Source organism: Bacillus sp. ABP14 (assembly GCF_001831375.1).
In the GTDB taxonomy this organism is placed as follows: Bacteria; Bacillota; Bacilli; order Bacillales; family Bacillaceae_G; genus Bacillus_A; species Bacillus_A paranthracis.
In genome coordinates this window covers 3656083-3673930 of the sequence record NZ_CP017016.1, presented here as the reverse complement: position 1 = coordinate 3673930, position 17848 = coordinate 3656083, and the positions used below count along the sequence as shown (strand labels likewise).

At 35.7% G+C, this 17848-nt stretch carries 23 protein-coding genes; 18 read left to right on the top strand and 5 right to left on the bottom strand.

The features are described from left to right. Positions 1–56: 56 nt before the first annotated feature. From ctaD to BGI23_RS18880, 5 genes are all read left to right on the top strand, one after another. Positions 57–1892, top strand: coding sequence for a cytochrome c oxidase subunit I (gene ctaD / locus BGI23_RS18900; protein ID WP_011040617.1), 1836 nt, complete (start codon positions 57–59; stop codon positions 1890–1892). Next, positions 1892–2515, top strand: coding sequence for a cytochrome c oxidase subunit III (gene ctaE, locus BGI23_RS18895; protein ID WP_000557861.1), 624 nt, complete (start codon positions 1892–1894; stop codon positions 2513–2515). Before ctaD ends, ctaE begins: the two co-directional genes overlap by 1 nt. 3 nt (positions 2516–2518) lie before the next feature. Continuing rightward, positions 2519–2851: a cytochrome c oxidase subunit IVB gene (ctaF, locus tag BGI23_RS18890; RefSeq protein ID WP_000985699.1), complete on the top strand. Its 333-nt coding sequence runs from the start codon at positions 2519–2521 to the stop codon at positions 2849–2851. An 85-nt stretch (positions 2852–2936) separates the two neighbouring features. Continuing rightward, the gene (gene ctaG / locus BGI23_RS18885; RefSeq protein WP_000069012.1) at positions 2937–3842 is read left to right on the top strand and encodes a cytochrome c oxidase assembly factor CtaG; all 906 of its coding nucleotides are present in this window, start codon (positions 2937–2939) and stop codon (positions 3840–3842) included. Between the two features lie 228 nt (positions 3843–4070). Continuing rightward, entirely contained in the window at positions 4071–5069 is a 999-nt protein-coding gene (locus tag BGI23_RS18880) for a formamidase (protein WP_000535781.1), read from the top strand. Positions 5070–5115: 46 nt separating this feature from the next. On the opposite strand, the gene BGI23_RS18875 is transcribed toward BGI23_RS18880, so the two are convergent. Next, positions 5116–5481 carry a YugN family protein gene (locus BGI23_RS18875; protein ID WP_001160940.1) on the bottom strand — a complete coding sequence of 122 codons (366 nt, stop codon included), beginning with the start codon at positions 5479–5481 and terminating at the stop codon, positions 5116–5118. Between the two features lie 207 nt (positions 5482–5688). Here BGI23_RS18875 and BGI23_RS18870 point away from each other — a divergent pair, with 207 nt between their 5' ends. The 6 genes from BGI23_RS18870 to BGI23_RS18845 all read left to right on the top strand — a co-directional run bounded on the left by BGI23_RS18870 (position 5689) and on the right by BGI23_RS18845 (position 9187). Further along, complete coding sequence (locus tag BGI23_RS18870) at positions 5689–6723, top strand: CAP domain-containing protein (protein WP_000735391.1); 1035 nt, start codon at positions 5689–5691, stop codon at positions 6721–6723. A 141-nt stretch (positions 6724–6864) separates the two neighbouring features. Next, positions 6865–7314, top strand: coding sequence for a YlbD family protein (gene ylbD / locus BGI23_RS18865; RefSeq protein WP_001143334.1), 450 nt, complete (start codon positions 6865–6867; stop codon positions 7312–7314). Between the two features lie 11 nt (positions 7315–7325). Next, the gene (locus BGI23_RS18860) at positions 7326–7571 is read left to right on the top strand and encodes a YlbE-like family protein (RefSeq protein WP_001200990.1); all 246 of its coding nucleotides are present in this window, start codon (positions 7326–7328) and stop codon (positions 7569–7571) included. Between the two features lie 82 nt (positions 7572–7653). After that, entirely contained in the window at positions 7654–8226 is a 573-nt protein-coding gene (locus BGI23_RS18855) for a histidine phosphatase family protein (protein ID WP_001998138.1), read from the top strand. Positions 8227–8341: 115 nt separating this feature from the next. Continuing rightward, entirely contained in the window at positions 8342–8794 is a 453-nt protein-coding gene (locus tag BGI23_RS18850; RefSeq protein ID WP_000634351.1) for a YlbF/YmcA family competence regulator, read from the top strand. Between the two features lie 126 nt (positions 8795–8920). Beyond that, entirely contained in the window at positions 8921–9187 is a 267-nt protein-coding gene (locus BGI23_RS18845; protein WP_002080814.1) for a YlbG family protein, read from the top strand. A gap of 54 nt (positions 9188–9241) precedes the next feature. Here the strand turns inward: BGI23_RS18845 and BGI23_RS18840 are convergent, their stop codons facing one another. Beyond that, on the bottom strand, positions 9242–9631 hold the full coding sequence (locus tag BGI23_RS18840) for a DUF7147 family protein (protein WP_000616011.1): 390 nt from the start codon (positions 9629–9631) through the stop codon (positions 9242–9244). A 503-nt stretch (positions 9632–10134) separates the two neighbouring features. Between BGI23_RS18840 and rsmD the strand changes: the two genes are divergently transcribed. Together rsmD and coaD are read left to right on the top strand one after the other, a co-directional pair. Continuing rightward, a complete protein-coding gene (rsmD, locus tag BGI23_RS18835; RefSeq protein ID WP_001266987.1) occupies positions 10135–10701 on the top strand; it encodes a 16S rRNA (guanine(966)-N(2))-methyltransferase RsmD in 567 nt (188 codons plus the stop codon). Further along, positions 10698–11189, top strand: coding sequence for a pantetheine-phosphate adenylyltransferase (gene coaD, locus BGI23_RS18830; protein WP_000200598.1), 492 nt, complete (start codon positions 10698–10700; stop codon positions 11187–11189). The genes rsmD and coaD overlap by 4 nt, the downstream gene beginning before the upstream one ends. Here the strand turns inward: coaD and ylbJ are convergent. After that, entirely contained in the window at positions 11181–12410 is a 1230-nt protein-coding gene (gene ylbJ / locus BGI23_RS18825) for a sporulation integral membrane protein YlbJ (protein WP_000273105.1), read from the bottom strand. The two genes, coaD and ylbJ, sit on opposite strands and share 9 nt — an antisense overlap. Positions 12411–12523: 113 nt before the next feature. On the opposite strand from ylbJ, the gene BGI23_RS18820 reads away from it, so the two are divergent. Continuing rightward, a complete protein-coding gene (locus BGI23_RS18820) occupies positions 12524–13315 on the top strand; it encodes a patatin-like phospholipase family protein (protein WP_000662598.1) in 792 nt (263 codons plus the stop codon). After that, positions 13308–14330: a SepM family pheromone-processing serine protease gene (locus BGI23_RS18815; RefSeq protein ID WP_000476306.1), complete on the top strand. Its 1023-nt coding sequence runs from the start codon at positions 13308–13310 to the stop codon at positions 14328–14330. Before BGI23_RS18820 ends, BGI23_RS18815 begins: the two co-directional genes overlap by 8 nt. 28 nt (positions 14331–14358) lie before the next feature. Here BGI23_RS18815 and BGI23_RS18810 read toward each other — a convergent pair whose 3' ends face one another. After that, the gene (locus BGI23_RS18810) at positions 14359–15540 is read right to left on the bottom strand and encodes a nucleotidyltransferase (protein ID WP_001187903.1); all 1182 of its coding nucleotides are present in this window, start codon (positions 15538–15540) and stop codon (positions 14359–14361) included. 213 nt (positions 15541–15753) lie between these two features. Here BGI23_RS18810 and BGI23_RS18805 point away from each other — a divergent pair, with 213 nt between their 5' ends. The 3 genes from BGI23_RS18805 to BGI23_RS18795 all read left to right on the top strand — a co-directional run bounded on the left by BGI23_RS18805 (position 15754) and on the right by BGI23_RS18795 (position 17126). Then, on the top strand, positions 15754–16254 hold the full coding sequence (locus BGI23_RS18805; protein ID WP_000872145.1) for a YceD family protein: 501 nt from the start codon (positions 15754–15756) through the stop codon (positions 16252–16254). Between the two features lie 61 nt (positions 16255–16315). Beyond that, positions 16316–16489, top strand: a complete 174-nt coding sequence (gene rpmF, locus BGI23_RS18800; protein WP_001984764.1) for a 50S ribosomal protein L32 — start codon at positions 16316–16318, stop codon at positions 16487–16489. 130 nt (positions 16490–16619) lie between these two features. Then, positions 16620–17126 carry an RsfA family transcriptional regulator gene (locus BGI23_RS18795; RefSeq protein ID WP_000246478.1) on the top strand — a complete coding sequence of 169 codons (507 nt, stop codon included), beginning with the start codon at positions 16620–16622 and terminating at the stop codon, positions 17124–17126. A gap of 35 nt (positions 17127–17161) precedes the next feature. Here BGI23_RS18795 and BGI23_RS18790 read toward each other — a convergent pair whose 3' ends face one another. Further along, entirely contained in the window at positions 17162–17635 is a 474-nt protein-coding gene (locus BGI23_RS18790; protein WP_000506707.1) for an N-acetyltransferase, read from the bottom strand. Between the last annotated feature and the right edge of the window lie 213 nt (positions 17636–17848).

Here is a 17848-nt window from a genome sequence, read left to right as displayed (position 1 = left end):
GGATTATTCGCGAAGGGGAGGTTGAAAACGTGAGTTCTGTAGCAAAAAAACAGGGGATGGGTGCTGTCATATGGGATTATTTAACGACAGTAGACCATAAAAAGATTGCCATTCTCTATTTAATTGCAGGTGGATTGTTTTTTATAATAGGCGGAATAGAAGCTCTATTTATTCGCCTTCAATTAGCGATTCCTAACAACGCTTTTCTTGTTGGGGATGCTTATAATCAAGTATTAACTATGCACGGTACAACAATGATTTTCCTCGCAGCTATGCCACTCGTGTTTGCATTTATGAACGCCGCTGTACCACTTCAAATTGGTGCACGTGATGTAGCGTTCCCGTTTTTGAATTCACTCGGATTTTGGTTATTTTTCTTTGGTGGAGTATTTTTAAATTTAAGTTGGTTTTTAGGTGGAGCGCCTGATGCAGGATGGACATCTTATGCATCTTTAGCTTTAGCCTCTAAAGGCCATGGTGTTGATTTTTATGTGCTTGGCTTGCAAATCTCCGGTATAGGTACATTAATTGGAGGTATTAACTTCCTTGTAACCATTATTAATATGCGTGCGCCAGGGATGACGTATATGCGTATGCCGATGTTTACGTGGACGACATTTGTAACATCTTCATTAATATTATTTGCTTTTCCGCCGTTAACTGTAGGATTAGGACTTTTAATGTTAGACCGCTTATTTGGAACAAGTTTCTTTAATCCAGCACTGGGCGGGAATACAATTATATGGGAGCACTTATTCTGGATTTTCGGTCATCCAGAAGTATACATTCTTATACTCCCAGCTTTCGGAATATTCTCGGAAATCTTTGCGACGTTTTCGAAAAAACGATTATTTGGTTATTCATCGATGGTGTTTGCGACAGTATTAATTGGATTTTTAGGGTTTATGGTATGGGCGCATCATATGTTTACTGTTGGGCTTGGTCCAGTTGCAAATGCTATTTTCTCAGTTGCAACAATGGCGATTGCGGTTCCGACCGGTATTAAAATATTCAACTGGCTCTTTACAATGTGGGGCGGAAGTATTCGTTTTACGACACCGATGATGTGGGCAGTAGCCTTCATTCCATCATTCGTAATGGGAGGAGTTACAGGTGTTATGCTAGCATCTGCACCAGCTGATTATCAATTTCATGATAACTATTTCGTAGTAGCTCACTTTCATTATGTAATTGTCGGTGGTGTTGTATTTGGTTTACTTGCAGGAGCCCATTATTATTGGCCGCTGATGTTTAATAAAGTATTGAATGAAACGTTAGGAAAGATAACATTTTGGTTATTCTTTATCGGTTTCCATTTAACGTTCTTCATTCAGCATTTCCTTGGCTTAATTGGTATGCCACGTCGTTACTACACATATCTTGAAGGTCAAGGGTTGGAAATGGGCAATATGATTAGTTCTATTGGAGCGGTATTTATGGCTCTTGGAACGATTGTTCTTCTATTCAATGTAATTAAAACAACAGTATCAAAAGAAAAGGCTGGTCGTGATCCGTGGGATGGACGTACATTAGAATGGACAATGCCAGCACCTACACCAGAATATAACTTTAAACAATTACCATTTGTTCGCGGGTTAGATCCGTTTTGGATTGAAAAACGTGAAGGGAATAAAGAGATGACAGCGGCGGAACCAGTGGGTGATATTCATATGCCAAATCCATCATTTTCACCATTTATCATTTCTTTAGGATTGTTTATAGCGGCATTCGGTGCAATGTATATGCAGGGTGGAAAAGATAAGTTTTGGTTATTAGTAGCAATTATCGGTTTAATTATTACGTTTGGTACAATGTTCCTACGTTCAGTAATTGATGATCATGGATATCATATTCATAAAGAAGATTTAGAAGATAAGGGGGGCAAGGCGTAATGCATGTAGATGAAAAATTAACGAATGAAACATTTCCAGCAGAGCCTGAAAAAGCAACCCTTGAGGGGAAAAATAAGTTTGTCGGTTTTTGGTTATTTCTTGGAGGCGAAACAGTATTGTTCGCTTCCTTATTTGGCACATATTTAGCGTTAAAGAATTCTACAAATGGCGGACCAACATCTCAAGAGATGTTCCAAATGCCACTCGTTTTCATTATGACGATGCTTTTATTAACGAGTAGCTTAACGAGCGTATATGCGATGTATCATATGAAAAACTTTAATTTTAAGAAAATGCAACTTTGGCTACTAGTAACAGTGCTGCTAGGTTTAGGGTTTTTAGGATTTGAGATATATGAGTTTTATCATTATACGCATGAATTTAAGCATACTATGAGAAGTAGCGCATTTGGTTCCGCGTTTTATGCTCTTGTTGGTACACATGGACTCCACGTATTGTTTGGATTGTGTTGGATTTTAACATTAATCTTTAGGAATGCGAAGAGAGGTCTAAATTTATACAATGCACCGAAGTTTTATGTTGCATCGATTTATTGGCACTTTATTGACGTAGTTTGGGTGTTTATTTTCACTGTAGTATATTTAATGGGAATGGTGGGATAAACAATGGCGATAAAGCAAACGAATAATCCTAAAGTTGATCTTGTTTATCGGAAAAGAAAAAGTGCGGAGGAAATGAAGCATCAAGTTATTACATTTGCATTAATGATTTTTTTAACATTAGTTGCATTTGCAGCGGTAGCATATCCGAAAACTTTTAGTCCGACTTTTTCAGTACCATTTATTTTACTATTAGCGGTGGTACAAGTAATTTTTCAATTGTATTATTTTATGCATATGAGTCATAAAGGACATGAAGCGGCAAGTTTCTTTCTTTATTCTGGTCTGCTGATCGGATTAATTACAATTTTAGCTTTTATGACAATTGTGTGGATTTGAAAAGTGAAGAATAAGGGAGCTTGTGTTGACACAGCTCCCTCTTCATGTTATGTGAACGGATAACCTTAAGAAGGTAGGTGTGAAAATGAGTAACTTGTGGATATTTGGTTTTCAAGCGCTATGGAGTCCAATCTTTTTATTATTTATGCTTTCGATCCTCATTGGATATTTTTTAATTATTGGGCCGTATAGAATGCGATTTGAACATGCGACAAAGGTAAGTAAGAAGCAAGTTTTTTATTTTACGACTGGAATTGTTCTTTTGTATTTTGTAAAGGGAGGGCCTATTGATTTAATTGGTCATATTATATTTAGTGCACATATGTTTGAAATGGCAGTTATGTATATTGCCGTTCCGCCTTTGTTGTTGCTTGGTATACCAGTTTGGTTATATCGTTATATTACTTCTTTTAAGTTCGTTCAAATTATATTAAAGATATTTGCTAAGCCACTTATTGCATTGTTTGTATTTAATGGCCTGTTTTCTTTTTATCATTTACCAGTTGTTTTTGATGCAGTAAAACAAAGTCAAATTGCTCATCCTATCTGTCTCGCTATATTGTTCTTTACGGCAATCATGATGTGGTGGCCGATGCTAAATCCATTACCAGAATATCAAACGTTAAGTGATATAAAGAAACTTGGTTATATGTTTGCTAACGGTATATTATTAACGCCAGCTTGCGCGTTAATTATTTTTGCAACGGCGCCGTTGTTTGCAACGTATACGGATCCGGCTGCTTGGATGAAGGCGATGGAACTATGTGTACCAGCGGGAACTTTATCTGATTTAAATATAACTGGACCAGAATTTTTACACTGGATGCCGATCGTACAAGACCAACAAACAGGCGGCATCATTATGAAAATTGTCCAGGAAATAGTGTACGGTACAATTATTGGTTATGTGTTCTTTCGATGGGCGCGTCGAGAGCGTGAAAAGGATAAAGAGCAGTTACAACAATTGCCGCCGTATTTACAAACGAAGTAAAAAAGTGTATGGGTTTCCATACACTTTTTTAGTTTTACTAAACTTTAATAGATTGAATTTTCTAATTATTTATGTTAAGTTAGTGTAGGCATGTACTAAAAGTGGATATAAGATTTACTACTAGCTTTAATGCATAATAATTCCATGTGTAGTACAAGTTTTTTAGAGAGTTACAAATTTATATTGTTATCTTTAATAAAACAAGGACTATTTTAAGGGGGAATTTAAATGGGTAGTAGTGGAAGTATGGTAAAGCCAATTAGTGGTTTTTTAGCAGCATTAATACAATATCCAGTACCGGTAGTAGAGTCACGTGCAGACATTGATAAACAAATTAAACAGATCATAAAAACAATTCATTCAACTAAAGCAGGGTATCCTGGATTGGAATTGATAGTATTTCCAGAATATAGTACGCAAGGGCTTAATACAAAAAAATGGACTACAGAAGAGTTTTTATGTACGGTCCCTGGGCCAGAAACAGACTTGTTTGCTGAGGCATGTAAAGAGTCTGAAGTATATGGTGTTTTTTCTATAATGGAAAGAAATCCTGATGGTGGAGAACCGTATAATACAGCAATAATTATTGATCCACAAGGTGAAATGATTTTGAAGTATCGTAAGCTAAATCCTTGGGTGCCAGTTGAACCTTGGAAGGCTGGAGATTTAGGTTTACCTGTTTGTGATGGACCAGGAGGAAGTAAATTAGCTGTTTGTATTTGTCATGATGGTATGTTTCCTGAAGTAGCTCGTGAAGCAGCTTATAAAGGTGCAAATGTCTTGATTCGTATTTCTGGATATAGCACACAAGTTAGTGAACAATGGATGTTAACTAATCGTTCGAATGCATGGCAAAATTTAATGTATACATTGTCGGTGAACTTAGCCGGTTATGATGGTGTATTTTATTATTTTGGTGAAGGACAAGTATGTAATTTTGATGGGACTACTTTAGTGCAGGGACACCGAAATCCTTGGGAGATTGTTACTGCTGAAGTATATCCAGAGCTAGCAGATCAAGCTAGATTAGGATGGGGTCTCGAAAATAATATATATAATCTAGGTTCAAGGGGATATGTAGCGACTCCTGGTGGGGTGAAAGAAAACCCATATACGTTTGTAAAAGATTTAGCTGAAGGTAAATATAAGGTTCCTTGGGAAGATGAGATTAAAGTAAAGGATGGAACTATTTATGGGTATCCAGTCAAAAAGACGATTCATTCTTAATTAAGATAAATAGAACAAGCGCATCATATTGATGCGCTTGTTCTATTTACTCAATGATTTGGAATTCTTTTAACTCTTTTTCGATATTTTGTAGGAGTTGTTCGCTTTTTTGAATGACATTCGTTGGGAAAGTTTCACCATCACCATATTCAACGCCGTGAGGATAATAATGTTTACCTAATAAGGGAGGGAGTAGCTTTATTTCAGCGTGTCTGCTGCCAATGTCACCTTCAACAGCTAAACCTTGTACACGTAAATAATAAACATCGTTTAATATTTCGAATTTATAATCGTATGTAACTCGTTCATAATCCCACTGTCCAGCAAGTACAAAATGGTTCTTTTCCATAATCTCTGTTAATAGTGTTAAATCAACGACTGCCCCATTAAATTTCGTATTTGTAAATTGCATAAAATACCTCCTTTTTTAATGTTACACCATTATTTTTATAATAGTATGAATAATAAGAAAGTGCAATTCATATTGAGAGAAAAGGGATAATCCAGACTTTTTTTGCGAAAATATGATATAGTGAAAAGAGTACGGTACACACAAAAAAAGGAAAGAAAAGGATTTGTGTATATCTCAATTTTATGTTTTTTGCAGGAGGTATATCGATTGAAGAAATTATTGCGTATCGTAATGATTACAATTTTAATTTTAGCTGTTGATTTATACGGGAAATTACTCGTTTCACAATATATATTAACCCCATCTCAATCAAAGCAAGAAAATAAAATTGTGAAAAAGAAAAAACAAGTAAATGAAGACTCTTCTGATACGGTTTTAAATATGATTGGTGGGGACTCTGAAAATTTATTAGCAAAATGGGGCGAACCTTCTCGAATAGAACCATCTGCTTACGGATATGAATGGTGGGTATACAATCAAGATTTAGCTCAGTATGTTCAATTTGGGGTTGCTGAACGTAAAATTGTAACGGCGTATGTCGCTGGTGAGCAAGTTAAGGTGCCACCTTATTATATAAATGAAAAGTATGAAGATGTGTATAAAAAGAATCCACTTTCTCATGAGATTTCGTTAAAAAGAGGAAAGAATAGTTATCAATTTGAGTTATCTGATACCGAAGTGATGGAACAACCATTAGTACCAGTAGAAGATGGTTGGGCACAATTATATTTTGATCATTTTACGCATGAGCTTGTCGGTGTTCGTTATATGGATGACGAAACGTTATTACGTCAAAGACCGTATCAGCTCGTTTATTCGGGTGAATTATTAGCAGAACAACCATTAACTCCAGATAAAATGAAACAAATAGAGAATGGGAATATGCAACAAATTTTTGATTTAACAAATATTATTCGAAGCCGTCATAATTTACCGTTATTAGCGTGGGACCAACAAACGGCAGAGGTGGCAATCGGTCATAGTAAAGATATGAAGGATAATAATTACTTTTCACACGATTCACCTACATTAGGTACGTTAGGAGATCGTTTACAGCGCGGGAAAGTAGGATTTCAACTTGCCGGTGAGAACATAGCGGCGCAACATAGTGATGGGGTTGCGGCATTGCAAGGTTGGTTAAATAGTGAGGGACATCGAAAAAATTTATTGAATGAACAATTTACAGGATTAGGTGTTGGTGTATACGATAAGTTTTATACACAAAATTTTATTCGGAAATAAAATGAAACTGTAAATTGTGGATGGGAATCTTCCCCTATGCAAATAGTAGGATAAAAAGGTGCATGAATCGTCTAAAAATAGGCGAACCATGCGCCTTTTTTTTCTTATTATATAGTAGATATACATGAAGAGGTGAGGATTATGCCGACAACAAAAGGACCGTTACATCCATCGGTTCAACAGTTTAAAGAGTTTGTAAACCATCACCCTAAAATGGTTCATGAAGTTCGAAGTGGTCATAAAACTTGGCAACAGTTTTATGAGGAATGGTACTTACTTGGTGAAGAAGATCCAATATGGGCAACTTTTAGACCGGATGGAGCGCCTGCTTTTTCTTCGGTAAAAGAAAAGAAAAAAGAAAAAGGAAAAGAAAAGGATACTCGAACTGAAGAGGAAAAAACTGCTGATGTGATGGGACAAATGCTTTCTTTCTTTAAAAAGTTAGACGTGGAACAAATGCAACATCATTTAGCCAATGTGACGAGTGCTATTGGGAGTGTGCAACAAGTTTTTCAACAATTTCAAGGAAAACGCACGCAGCAAGAAGAGAGTACTTCAGAAAATAATCCATTTTTCTTTCAGAAGGATTAGGAGGAAAGCGGATGAGAGCAGAAATTATGGAGTTTATAAAGGCTGATGAGGATTTATCTCGCTATATTAGGGAGCAACCTTACTGGTATAGAAAATTAACGCGAAACCCTGAAGAAAAAGAGGCATTTGAGTTAGCAGCTATGCAACATTTCAAAAAAACGATACCAGATAAAGTTGAGAAATTTCAAAATCAATTGGCAGTTGCTTCCATTATGATTGATATGTTTCAGTATATGAAGCAGCAAAATGCAACATAATTGGAAGGGAAAACTATGTCCGTCATGCAGAACTTTTGATACAATAGAAGCGGATTATTTAAAAAGGAGTTGCAGCATGAGCATGACGGAAATTTGTTTAGTACGACATGGACAAACTGATTGGAATTTTCAAGAGATTATTCAGGGACGTGAAGATATTCCGCTTAATGAAGTGGGGAAGAAGCAAGCGAGTCAAAGTGCAGCTGCTTTGCAAGCGGAGGCATGGGATATAATTATAAGTAGCCCATTAATTAGAGCGCAAGAAACAGCTAAGGAAATTGCAGAGGCAACTGGATTACAATCAATTTTATTAGATGAGCGATTTGTTGAACGTAATTTTGGTGAAGCTTCTGGGAAGCCAGTTGCGACTGTTAGGGAATTAATTGCAGAAGGTAAAGTAGAAGGTATGGAGCAAGATGAAGAAATTGTAGCTCGTTGTTTTGCTGCGGTAAAAGATGTTGCAGAAACTCATTCTGGCAAACGTATTATTATTGTAGCCCATTCTCATGCGATAAAAGCAATTTTACATGCAATTGCTCCGGAAGATATTTCGTTTAAGACACCGTTAAAAAACGCATGTATTAGTTATGTGAATGAAAATAGTGGGAAGTGGGATGTTGTTAAATACAACATCGCGGAACATATTAATGTATAAATGTGTACTGAAATTATTAAAAAATAGTTAGAATGATATCTTTCTGTTTAGTGAGACACTTCAATTAGTAGTTCTATTCTAAATGTGGTATGATAAATACTCGGAGGTGTCTCTCATGATTGTAGCGACGCTAGAAAGCGTATTAATATTAGATAAGGCAGAGCAGCTTGCAAAAGCGATCATCTGTTCAGATATAGCAGAAGATTACCGTAAATGTTATAAAGACTTGCATGAAGATATGGAAGTTCAGACGTTAATTCAGCAATTTACAGCGATGAAAGAACGATATGAGGAAGTGCAACGTTTCGGTAAATATCATCCTGACTATACTTTCGTTTCGACGAAAATGAGGGAATTGAAGCGTTCTGTAGATTTACATGATAAGATTGCAGCTTTTAAACGAGTAGAAACGGCTTTACAAAAGTTGTTAGATGAAGTTAGTGTAGCAATCGGTTCTGAGGTGTCCTCTTCCATCAAAGTTCCAACAGGAAATCCATTTTTTGATGCTGGTGGCTGTGGTGGCGGTTGTGGTACCGGCGGAGGTTGCGGTTGTAAAAAAACGGGGTAAATCACCCCGTTTTTTAGAAGATAGAAGAAAACGTATACAGAGTTTGTCCTGTAATGTCATAAATTTCTGATTGGTTTTCATAAAATATAAAATATATGTTTTTAAAAGGAGAAGATGGAGAAGATTATGTTCGGGCAACGACAAAGTATGATTGTTTATTTACATTCATTGAAACATGCCAAGATTTTAAGAAAATATGGTAACATACATTACATATCAAAACGTTTAAAATATGCAGTAGTATATTGTGATATGGAACAAATTGAGCATATGATGCAAAAGTTGAACAAACTTCCTTTTGTGAAAAAGATAGAACAGTCGTACCGCCCGTATTTAAAAACGGAATTTGAAAATTCACGTCCTGATCGGGCAAAAGAATACGATTATAGCTAATAGAAAAAATCCCCTGCTAATTTTAACAGGGGATTTTTTATTTGAAATAACACATTATTTCATTGGAGGAATAAAATTATTCATTCGTAAAATACCAATTAAATGATTGAAAAACAGTTCTTTTTCTGGGAAAGTTGTGGACGGTTTTACCGTAAAGGTAGTCACTTTTTTTCCAAGTTGTTCTGCCGTTTCTTCAAATAAAATGACGCGTTTACTTTTTTTATTTTCAAGTACAGGAATGCCTTCACGACATATGTATAATGGTTGGAAATCACCAGTAGTAGTTGGTTTTAATATTACAACAAGTGAGCACACTTTTTTTTCATTTTTAATTGTTTCAAATTGTAACATATGTGTTATACGTTCTTGATTTGCTTTGGCAATTTCAAGTAATTCATATAAATCAGAGTAGCCCTCTCCGAGTTCTATAAAGCGTTGAATCATATCTTTTCCTCCTCTTTCTTTTACTGTACCATCTCACTTTTTAAATGAAAAGTAGACAAAGAAAAAAAACCCTGCAAAGCAGGGCCCTTCTTATACTAGCATGTACTAGTAAGAAGGCAAAGGGAGAGGAGAAACCGGAGGAAGAACTTATGGGGAAACGTAAGTCTTCTCCGCGGTTGGCAACAACATCGAAGGTGATGTTGTTATAGTTATTTATGTCCAATCTAAATGAAGATATACATGATGAAATTAAATTTTATGTTGGGCTTTTTATTTTTCTTTTTTTTATTTTATGATAGGATAAAAAAGATAAAGTGAAACGAATAGTTCGTGTTAGCGAATGGTGAGATGAATACATAAAAATGCAGAGCGGTTATTTTAAGCTAAGTTCTTCTAGTCTTCGTTGGAAGATGAATGGAATCGTAAAGTTTGGTAGCGGTTACCGAATGGAGAAAGGCTTTCTATAATTGCTCGATAGATTGAAATAAAGGTAGTGACAACAGATGAGAGTAGTTTCAGGAAAATGTAAAGGACACCCACTTAAAGCGGTGCCAGGTAATACAACACGTCCAACGACTGATAAAGTAAAAGAATCCATTTTTAATATGATAGGCCCTTATTTTGATGGGGGTGTCGCTCTTGATTTATTTGGTGGTAGCGGTGGTCTTGGAATCGAAGCTATAAGTAGAGGGATTGATAAAGCAATTTTTGTTGATCGAGACAATAAAGCGATAAAGGTAATCCATCAAAATTTAGAAAGTTGTAGAATACAGGAACAAGCTGAAGTATATCGGAATGATGCAGAACGTGCGATAAAAGCACTTATAAAACGTGAAATATCATTTGATCTTATATTAATTGATCCTCCATATAAAGATCAAAAAATTGTATCTTTAATTAGTGTAATGGATCAACATGGATTACTACATAACGATGGTTTAATTATGGCGGAGCATGGTAATGATGTAGTTTTACCTGAGGCTATAGGAAGACTTGTAAAAGTGCGAGCTGAAAATTATGGCATTACAGCGATATCGATTTATAAGTATGAAGGTGAGGGGACGGAATGACAAGTATAGCTATTTCTTCGGGAAGTTTTGATCCAATTACCCTTGGGCATCTGGATATTATTAAAAGGGGAGCAAAAGTATTTGACGAGGTATACGTAGTAGTTTTAAACAACTCGTCAAAAAAACCGTTCTTTTCAGTGGAAGAGCGTTTAGATTTAATTCGGGAAGCAACAAAGGATATTCCTAATGTCAAAGTAGATTCACATAGTGGACTACTAGTTGAGTATGCAAAAATGCGTAATGCGAACGCGATTTTACGTGGATTACGAGCAGTTTCTGATTTTGAATATGAGATGCAAATTACTTCTATGAATCGAAAGTTAGATGAAAACATTGAAACCTTTTTTATTATGACAAACAATCAATACTCATTTTTAAGCTCGAGCATTGTGAAAGAAGTTGCGAGATATGGAGGAAGTGTAGTAGATCTTGTACCTCCTGTTGTAGAACGTGCTTTAAAAGAAAAGTTTCAAACCCCGTTAAAGTGAACGGGGTTTTTCTTTGTTGCTCCGAAAAAATAATAAGATGACATATACATATAAGCAAAATAATGTAAATATCGGTCCGTAGTGTATAAAAGATGTCCAAATTTCATGCAGAATAGAAGAATGATTCGATAAAAAGACAGGGATATCTTTTTGCATAGGTGAAAAAGAGCTTACTTTTTCATAAAATGGTTTCCAAAATATAAAAGTAAAAATAGGGGCAAGAATACTTTGGATAATTCGTGCGAAAAAATAGGGCTTAAATCTAATGTCTGTTTCAGCTAATATGCTAGCGACTTGTGCCTGAATAGAAAGGCCGCTAAATGCTAAAATAAAGCTTGTTACCATAGCTTGCTGCAGGAGGGGTGTTTCAGTTATTTGACTAATCATTTGGCTTCCAAGTGTCATTTCAAACATGCCAGATAATATGGGGATACTAAATTCAGTAGTTAGTTGGAAGAATGATAAAATATGTTGCATAATAAAAGAAAGGGCTGCTGTAATATGAAATACAGTAATCATTTTATTTAAAACAGAGAATAAAATAATAAATCCACCAATCATAAGTAGCGTTTGAATAGAAGAAACGATAGCGTCCCCAAGTAATTTTCCTATTGGTCTTTTTTCTTGCATACGTGTCTCGTGTAGAATTGAAAAAGGGTTTTGAAAAGGGTGTTTTTTAGTAACATGTTTATCATGCGTGGAACTGTTGTTATTGCCATAAAAACGCATCAGTAACCCGACAGCAAAATTACTTACATAATGTGCAGCAGCTAATACGATTCCTAATTTCGGATTATTGAAAAAACCGATAGAAACAGCGCCAAAAATAAAAAGTGGATTGGATGAGTTTGTAAAAGATACGAGGCGCTCTGCTTCAATTTGTGTTAGCTGATTGCTTTTGCGCAGTCTAGCGCTTAATTTGGCGCCAGCGGGAAAGCCTGAAGCCATTCCCATTGCCCAAACAAATCCGCCTATTCCTGGAACGCGGAAAAGTGGTCGCATAAGTGGTTCTAATATAACGCCTATAAATTTTACAACACCAATACTAATGAGAAGTTCGGCAATGATGAAAAACGGTAAAAGTGAAGGGAATACAACTTCCCACCATATATTTAACCCTCGAATGGAAGCTTGTAAAGCAGCTTGGGGGTGGAGTACAAGAGAAAAGGTTAAAAAAAGTGTTGATATGGTAAGGAAAGCCGTTTTCCATTTTTCATACATGTAAGTAAATCCCCCTTTGTCCCAAAAAACGTTCATTTCAGTATACGTGGATATGTAGTGAATTTAGACCATAAGTATGAAAAAGGAACGAAAAAAATTAAAGGGTGAGAAAAGTGAAAGAACCGAAAATTGGCTTAGCTCTTGGATCTGGGGGCGCAAAAGGTTTTGCTCATATTGGTGTTATAAAGGTTTTAAGGGAAAATGATATACCGATTCATATGATTGCAGGAAGTAGTATGGGGGCTTTAGTAGGTACATTTTATGCGGCTAGTTCAAACGTTGAAAGACTGTATAAACTGGCAAATGTTTTTAAGAGGAAATATTATTTAGATTTTACGGTTCCGAAAATGGGATTTATTTCTGGAAAACGTGTCAAAGATATGATTAAAATGTTTACATATAATAAAAATTTAGAAGAATTAGATATCCCGACGGCTGTTGTGGCTACTGATATCTTAAAGGGGGAAAAAGTAGTTTTTACAAGTGGTCCAGTTGCAGAGGCGGTGAGAGCAAGTATTTCTGTACCTGGAGTGTTTGTGCCAGAGAAAATAGATGGACGATTATTGGTAGATGGCGGAGTAATTGATCGCATCCCAGTATCGGTTGTGAAAGAGTTAGGTGCCGATATTGTCATTGCTGTTGATGTATCCCCGATTAAAGTAAATGGAGAGGTTACGTCTATTTATGATGTAATTATGCAGAGTATTGAAATTATGCAACATGAGCTTGTGATAAATCGGCAAATTGCATCTGATTTAATGATGCGACCAGCTGTAGAACAATTTAGTTCCCGGGCTTTTACAAACATTGAAGACATTATTCGAGTTGGAGAGGTAGAAGCGGAAAAGCATGTTGCAAATATTCATTTATTAATTGAGCAGTGGAAGGAGAAACATAATGTTTAAGCGTTTTCGGTTTATATATGCAATTTTAATAGGGGTTATATTGGCAATGTTACTTGTTTATGTACGTCTGCCGTATTATGTAACGAAACCAGGAATGGCTGCCAAATTAGAGCCTTACGTTCAAGTTGAAGGGGGAACAAAAGAATCAGGTGATTTTATGCTTGTTACGGTTTCAATGGGACCGGCAAATGTAGTGAATTTAATAGCGGCACAGTTTAATAAATATACACATATTTCAAAAGCGGAAGAAATATTGCAAAAGGGTGAAAGTGATGAAGAATATCAATTTCGCCAAAATTATGCGATGAAAGATTCGCAAAATGCAGCGATTTATAATGCTTATAAACGTGCAAATCGTACTGTTTCTTTTGAAAATAAGGGTGTGTTGGTTGCTGGTGTAGCGAAAGGGATGCCTTCAGAAGGAAAGCTTAAACTTGGAGATGTTATCATTGCCGTCGATGGAAAAACATTTGAAAAGACAGAACAATTTATTGAATATATGACAGGGAAAAAAGAAGGAGATACAGTAAATATTGAGTACAAGAGGGATGGGAAACAGTTAAAAGAAAATTTAAATGTAAAGACTATTCCGAATGGAAATGGACGTGTTGGTATAGGTGTTTCTATCGTTACGGAAAGAGAACTAGTGGTAGATCCGAAAGTGAAAATTGACTCTCATGAAATAGGCGGACCATCGGCAGGCCTAATGTTTACATTAGAAATATATAATCAACTGGTGGAAGATGATTTAACAAGAGGGCATGAAATAGCTGGAACAGGGACGATCAATGAAAAGGGAGAAGTTGGCCCGATTGGTGGTATTCAGCAAAAAGTGGTTGCTGCAAGTGATGCTGGTGCTGAAGTGTTCTTTGCACCAAATGAAAAAGGTGCGGAGAAATCGAATTATAAAGATGCACTTGAGGCTGCGAAAGATATTAAAACGAAAATGAAAGTTGTGCCAGTTGATACGTTGGATGATGCATTAATGTATTTGGAAAAAATGGGCAAGAAATAAAAAAATCTCTCTGAAAAGAGAGATTTTTTTATAGGAATTTTGCAGTTGTTTCATCGTAACGAATTGGGTGATGTGTTGCATCTTGTTTTAGTAGTTGTGTTCGTAATGGTTCTTGTATGATGGAGAAATATACAGAATTGGCTTTTCGATCTATGTGTAAAGTAGGGTGGTCAAATGTTTTTGTATGGGTAAGGATTGGAAGCTCTATTTTTTTCTTGTTTTTTGAAAGGTACGTTTGTCCTTTTTGTGACATGCCTAATAGACGAATGTATGGTGCATGTTGCTCTATATTTGCGCAATGTATTTCTTCTTTTGTTGTATTTGTTAAAATATGTGTACAAGCTCTTTGTAATCTAGTCCACGTATAACGTTTCGTTTTTAATGCTTCCATGAATGAATGGAAGGAGGAACTGGTTTGTATTTTTGATAAAATACGATGCTCTAAACCTTCCTCAATTTCATATATATGTCGTAAGTCTTCTGGAGACATTGTCATAAGTTTGTATTTAAAAAATGAAAAGTATTGTTCCCAATTATGTAATGTCCCGTAGTTTTGTTTATAACTTGCTAAAAGAGAAGCAGTCGCTTTTGGGATGAAAGGCTCAATTTCTGTAAAGGAACTATTTTCACTAAAAAGTTGTTTGCGAATACTTGTTGCGCTTGCAATATGTTGGTCGTTAAATGTTTCATCATGATAATGAGATGCGAACCTTTTTATCGTTTGTGCTTGCATAGAACTATTTTGCATTAGAATTGCTTTTATGTATTGGAAGCCTAAAATGTTATTTGGTTGTGACATGTCTATATTTTTTTCAGAAGATAAAATGTGTAGAAAAGCTTCAGATGTAGCTTTTGCGTAACTATTACCTGCGTTCATAAATTGCTTTACAAGACGATTGAAAGTCTCTTCTTCATTTTTCTGCACAGAGATGGTGTTATAAAAATTTTCGATTTGTCCATCTTCACTGCCGAAACAAATTTCAGAAACGTGTAGGGCGTTTAAAATAGAAATAGCGCCATTTGCAAAGGTTTCGGCCTTTTGCGTTGAAAAGGCATAAGGAAGCTCTACAACGAGGTCTACACCGCATGCTAAGGCCATTTTGGTACGATACCATTTGGATACGAGTGCTGGCTCACCACGTTGTAAAAAAGGGCCACTCATAACAGCGATTGTAATATCAGAGTGTGTTAACTTTTTTGTTTGTTGCACATGATAAGCATGACCGTTATGAAAAGGGTTATATTCAACAACAATACCACTGGCTTTTATGGTAATCTCTCCTTTCGATGTAGCATCTTTTTGAAAAACGTGATACTCTATATATTATTTACTATGATGACTTCATTATAGTGTAAAGAAAAAACATTGACAAATATAAAATGGCTAGCTATAATTTTGTTTGTTGCCTTGAGGTGATATGATATGAAATGGTCCATCCATCAATTGAATAAATTGAGAAATAAAGGATTGACATTGGATGAGATGGTAGATGTAAGTGAGCTAAAAGAGGTCGAGAAAGATATTCGTGAAATTAATCCTGTTCACGTAACAGGAAGAGTTGATTTTGGCTCCGGTAAGTTTACGTTCCATCTACATATAACTGGAAGCATGGTTTTACCATGTTCTCGCTCTTTAGTAGATGTGACATTACCATTTGACATTAAAACAACTGAGGTGTTCCAAACTTCACAAGAAGAATTTGAAACTGAAGCTGAAATTCATTGTTTAGAAGGAGAAGTACTTGACTTACTGCCCGTAATCAAGGAAAATATACTTTTGGAGATTCCAATGCAAATTTTCAGTGATGATGTTTCTGGTGGAGCACCGACGCAAGGTCAAGACTGGCAAGTGATTTCGGAAGAAGACAAAGAAAAGCCTGTTGATCCAAGATTGGCAGGACTTGCAAAGTTTTTTGACAAATAATCGGAAGACTGGTTCAGGCCTTCATATGAAAATAACTATTTCTTTTAAGGAGGTGGGAAGAATGGCTGTACCTTTTAGAAGAACTTCTAAAACAGTAAAAAGAAAGCGTCGTACGCATTTCAAATTATCAGTACCTGGTATGGTAGAGTGCCCAAGCTGTGGTGAAGCGAAATTAGCTCACCGTGTATGTAAAGCATGCGGTACTTACAAAGGTAAAGAAGTAATCAGCAAGTAATTGCGGGAAAATAAACGTAGAAGATATCTTCTACGTTTATTTTTTTTTGTCTTATTCTTCATTTGTTGTATTCTATCTTTTCTAGTAACTGCATATGTTTAATAAAAAATGCATAGGGAGGACTAGAGAGATGGCGACAACAAGACAAGATGCTTGGACTGATGATGAAGATTTGCTTCTGGCAGAAGTAGTACTCCGGCATATTCGAGAAGGTGGAACGCAATTATCTGCCTTTAAAGAAGTGGGAAGACATTTATCACGTACACCAGCAGCATGTGGCTTTAGGTGGAATTCTTACGTTAGAAAGCAATACAAAGAACGTATTGAAGAAGCGAAGCAACTGCGTAAAGTGGAAAATTATGAAGTGAAAGAGACAAAGGTATTAGAACCTACGTCAATTACATTGAATGATGTTATTGATTTCTTGCAAAATTATAAAGATGAAAACTCTTTAGTGGTGTTGCAACAGCAAATTGAATCGTTACAAACAGAGAAAGAGAGCCTGTTGGAGCGATTATCAGTATATGAGGAAGAATATAGAACATTGCTTGATTATATTGATCAAAAAAGAAGTGTAATGGTAGCGGAAAGAAATAGCGCTCGTTCGAATGGGAAATTAGAGAAGTTAAAGAAATAAAAAAACAGCTGCTATGTAGCTGTTTTTTTTATTTCTTATGCAGACTCTTCGTTTGTAACCGCATTCAAATTTGTTTCTGGGTGCCAAACGTAAAAATCACCATCAGGTACTGACACAGGTTGGAAATTTAATTTATCCCAAAAACCAGCTGAATGGATACGTGCGATCGTTTTAATTGGGAACTGCAGTCCCTTCGCATAATTTACAAGCATTTCTCCGAATCCTTGTTTTTGGAAAGTTGGTAATACTTCAAGTTTATAAAGTTCTAGGTAAGTACCTGTAATTTCGAATGGTTCCCCGCCGTTCCTTTTCATGTATAGACTCATACGTGCAATGAGTGATCCGCCGTAATAAATACCGTAAAATGGAGATTCACTATTGTTTTCAATAATGTTTGCTTGTAATTCTTCTAACATGGATAGTTCTTGAGCTCCGCAGCCTTTAAATTTTTTAAACTCGTCTAATGTTTTATAATTGATGAGCAAGCGCTCAACTTTTGGGAATCCCATAACATCACATCCTTTTTGTCTCGTTGAATGCAGAAAAGTGAAAATATTTATAATAATATTATAACTCATTTTTTTATTTTTATGAAGATGATAGTGTATTTCTTTTATTATTTTTTTGAGGATTTGCTAAACTAAGAGTAGAAGCATAGTAATAAGTAGTATATACATATTGAAAGAAGAGGTGGCATTTGATCATCTTTAGTTAATTATGAT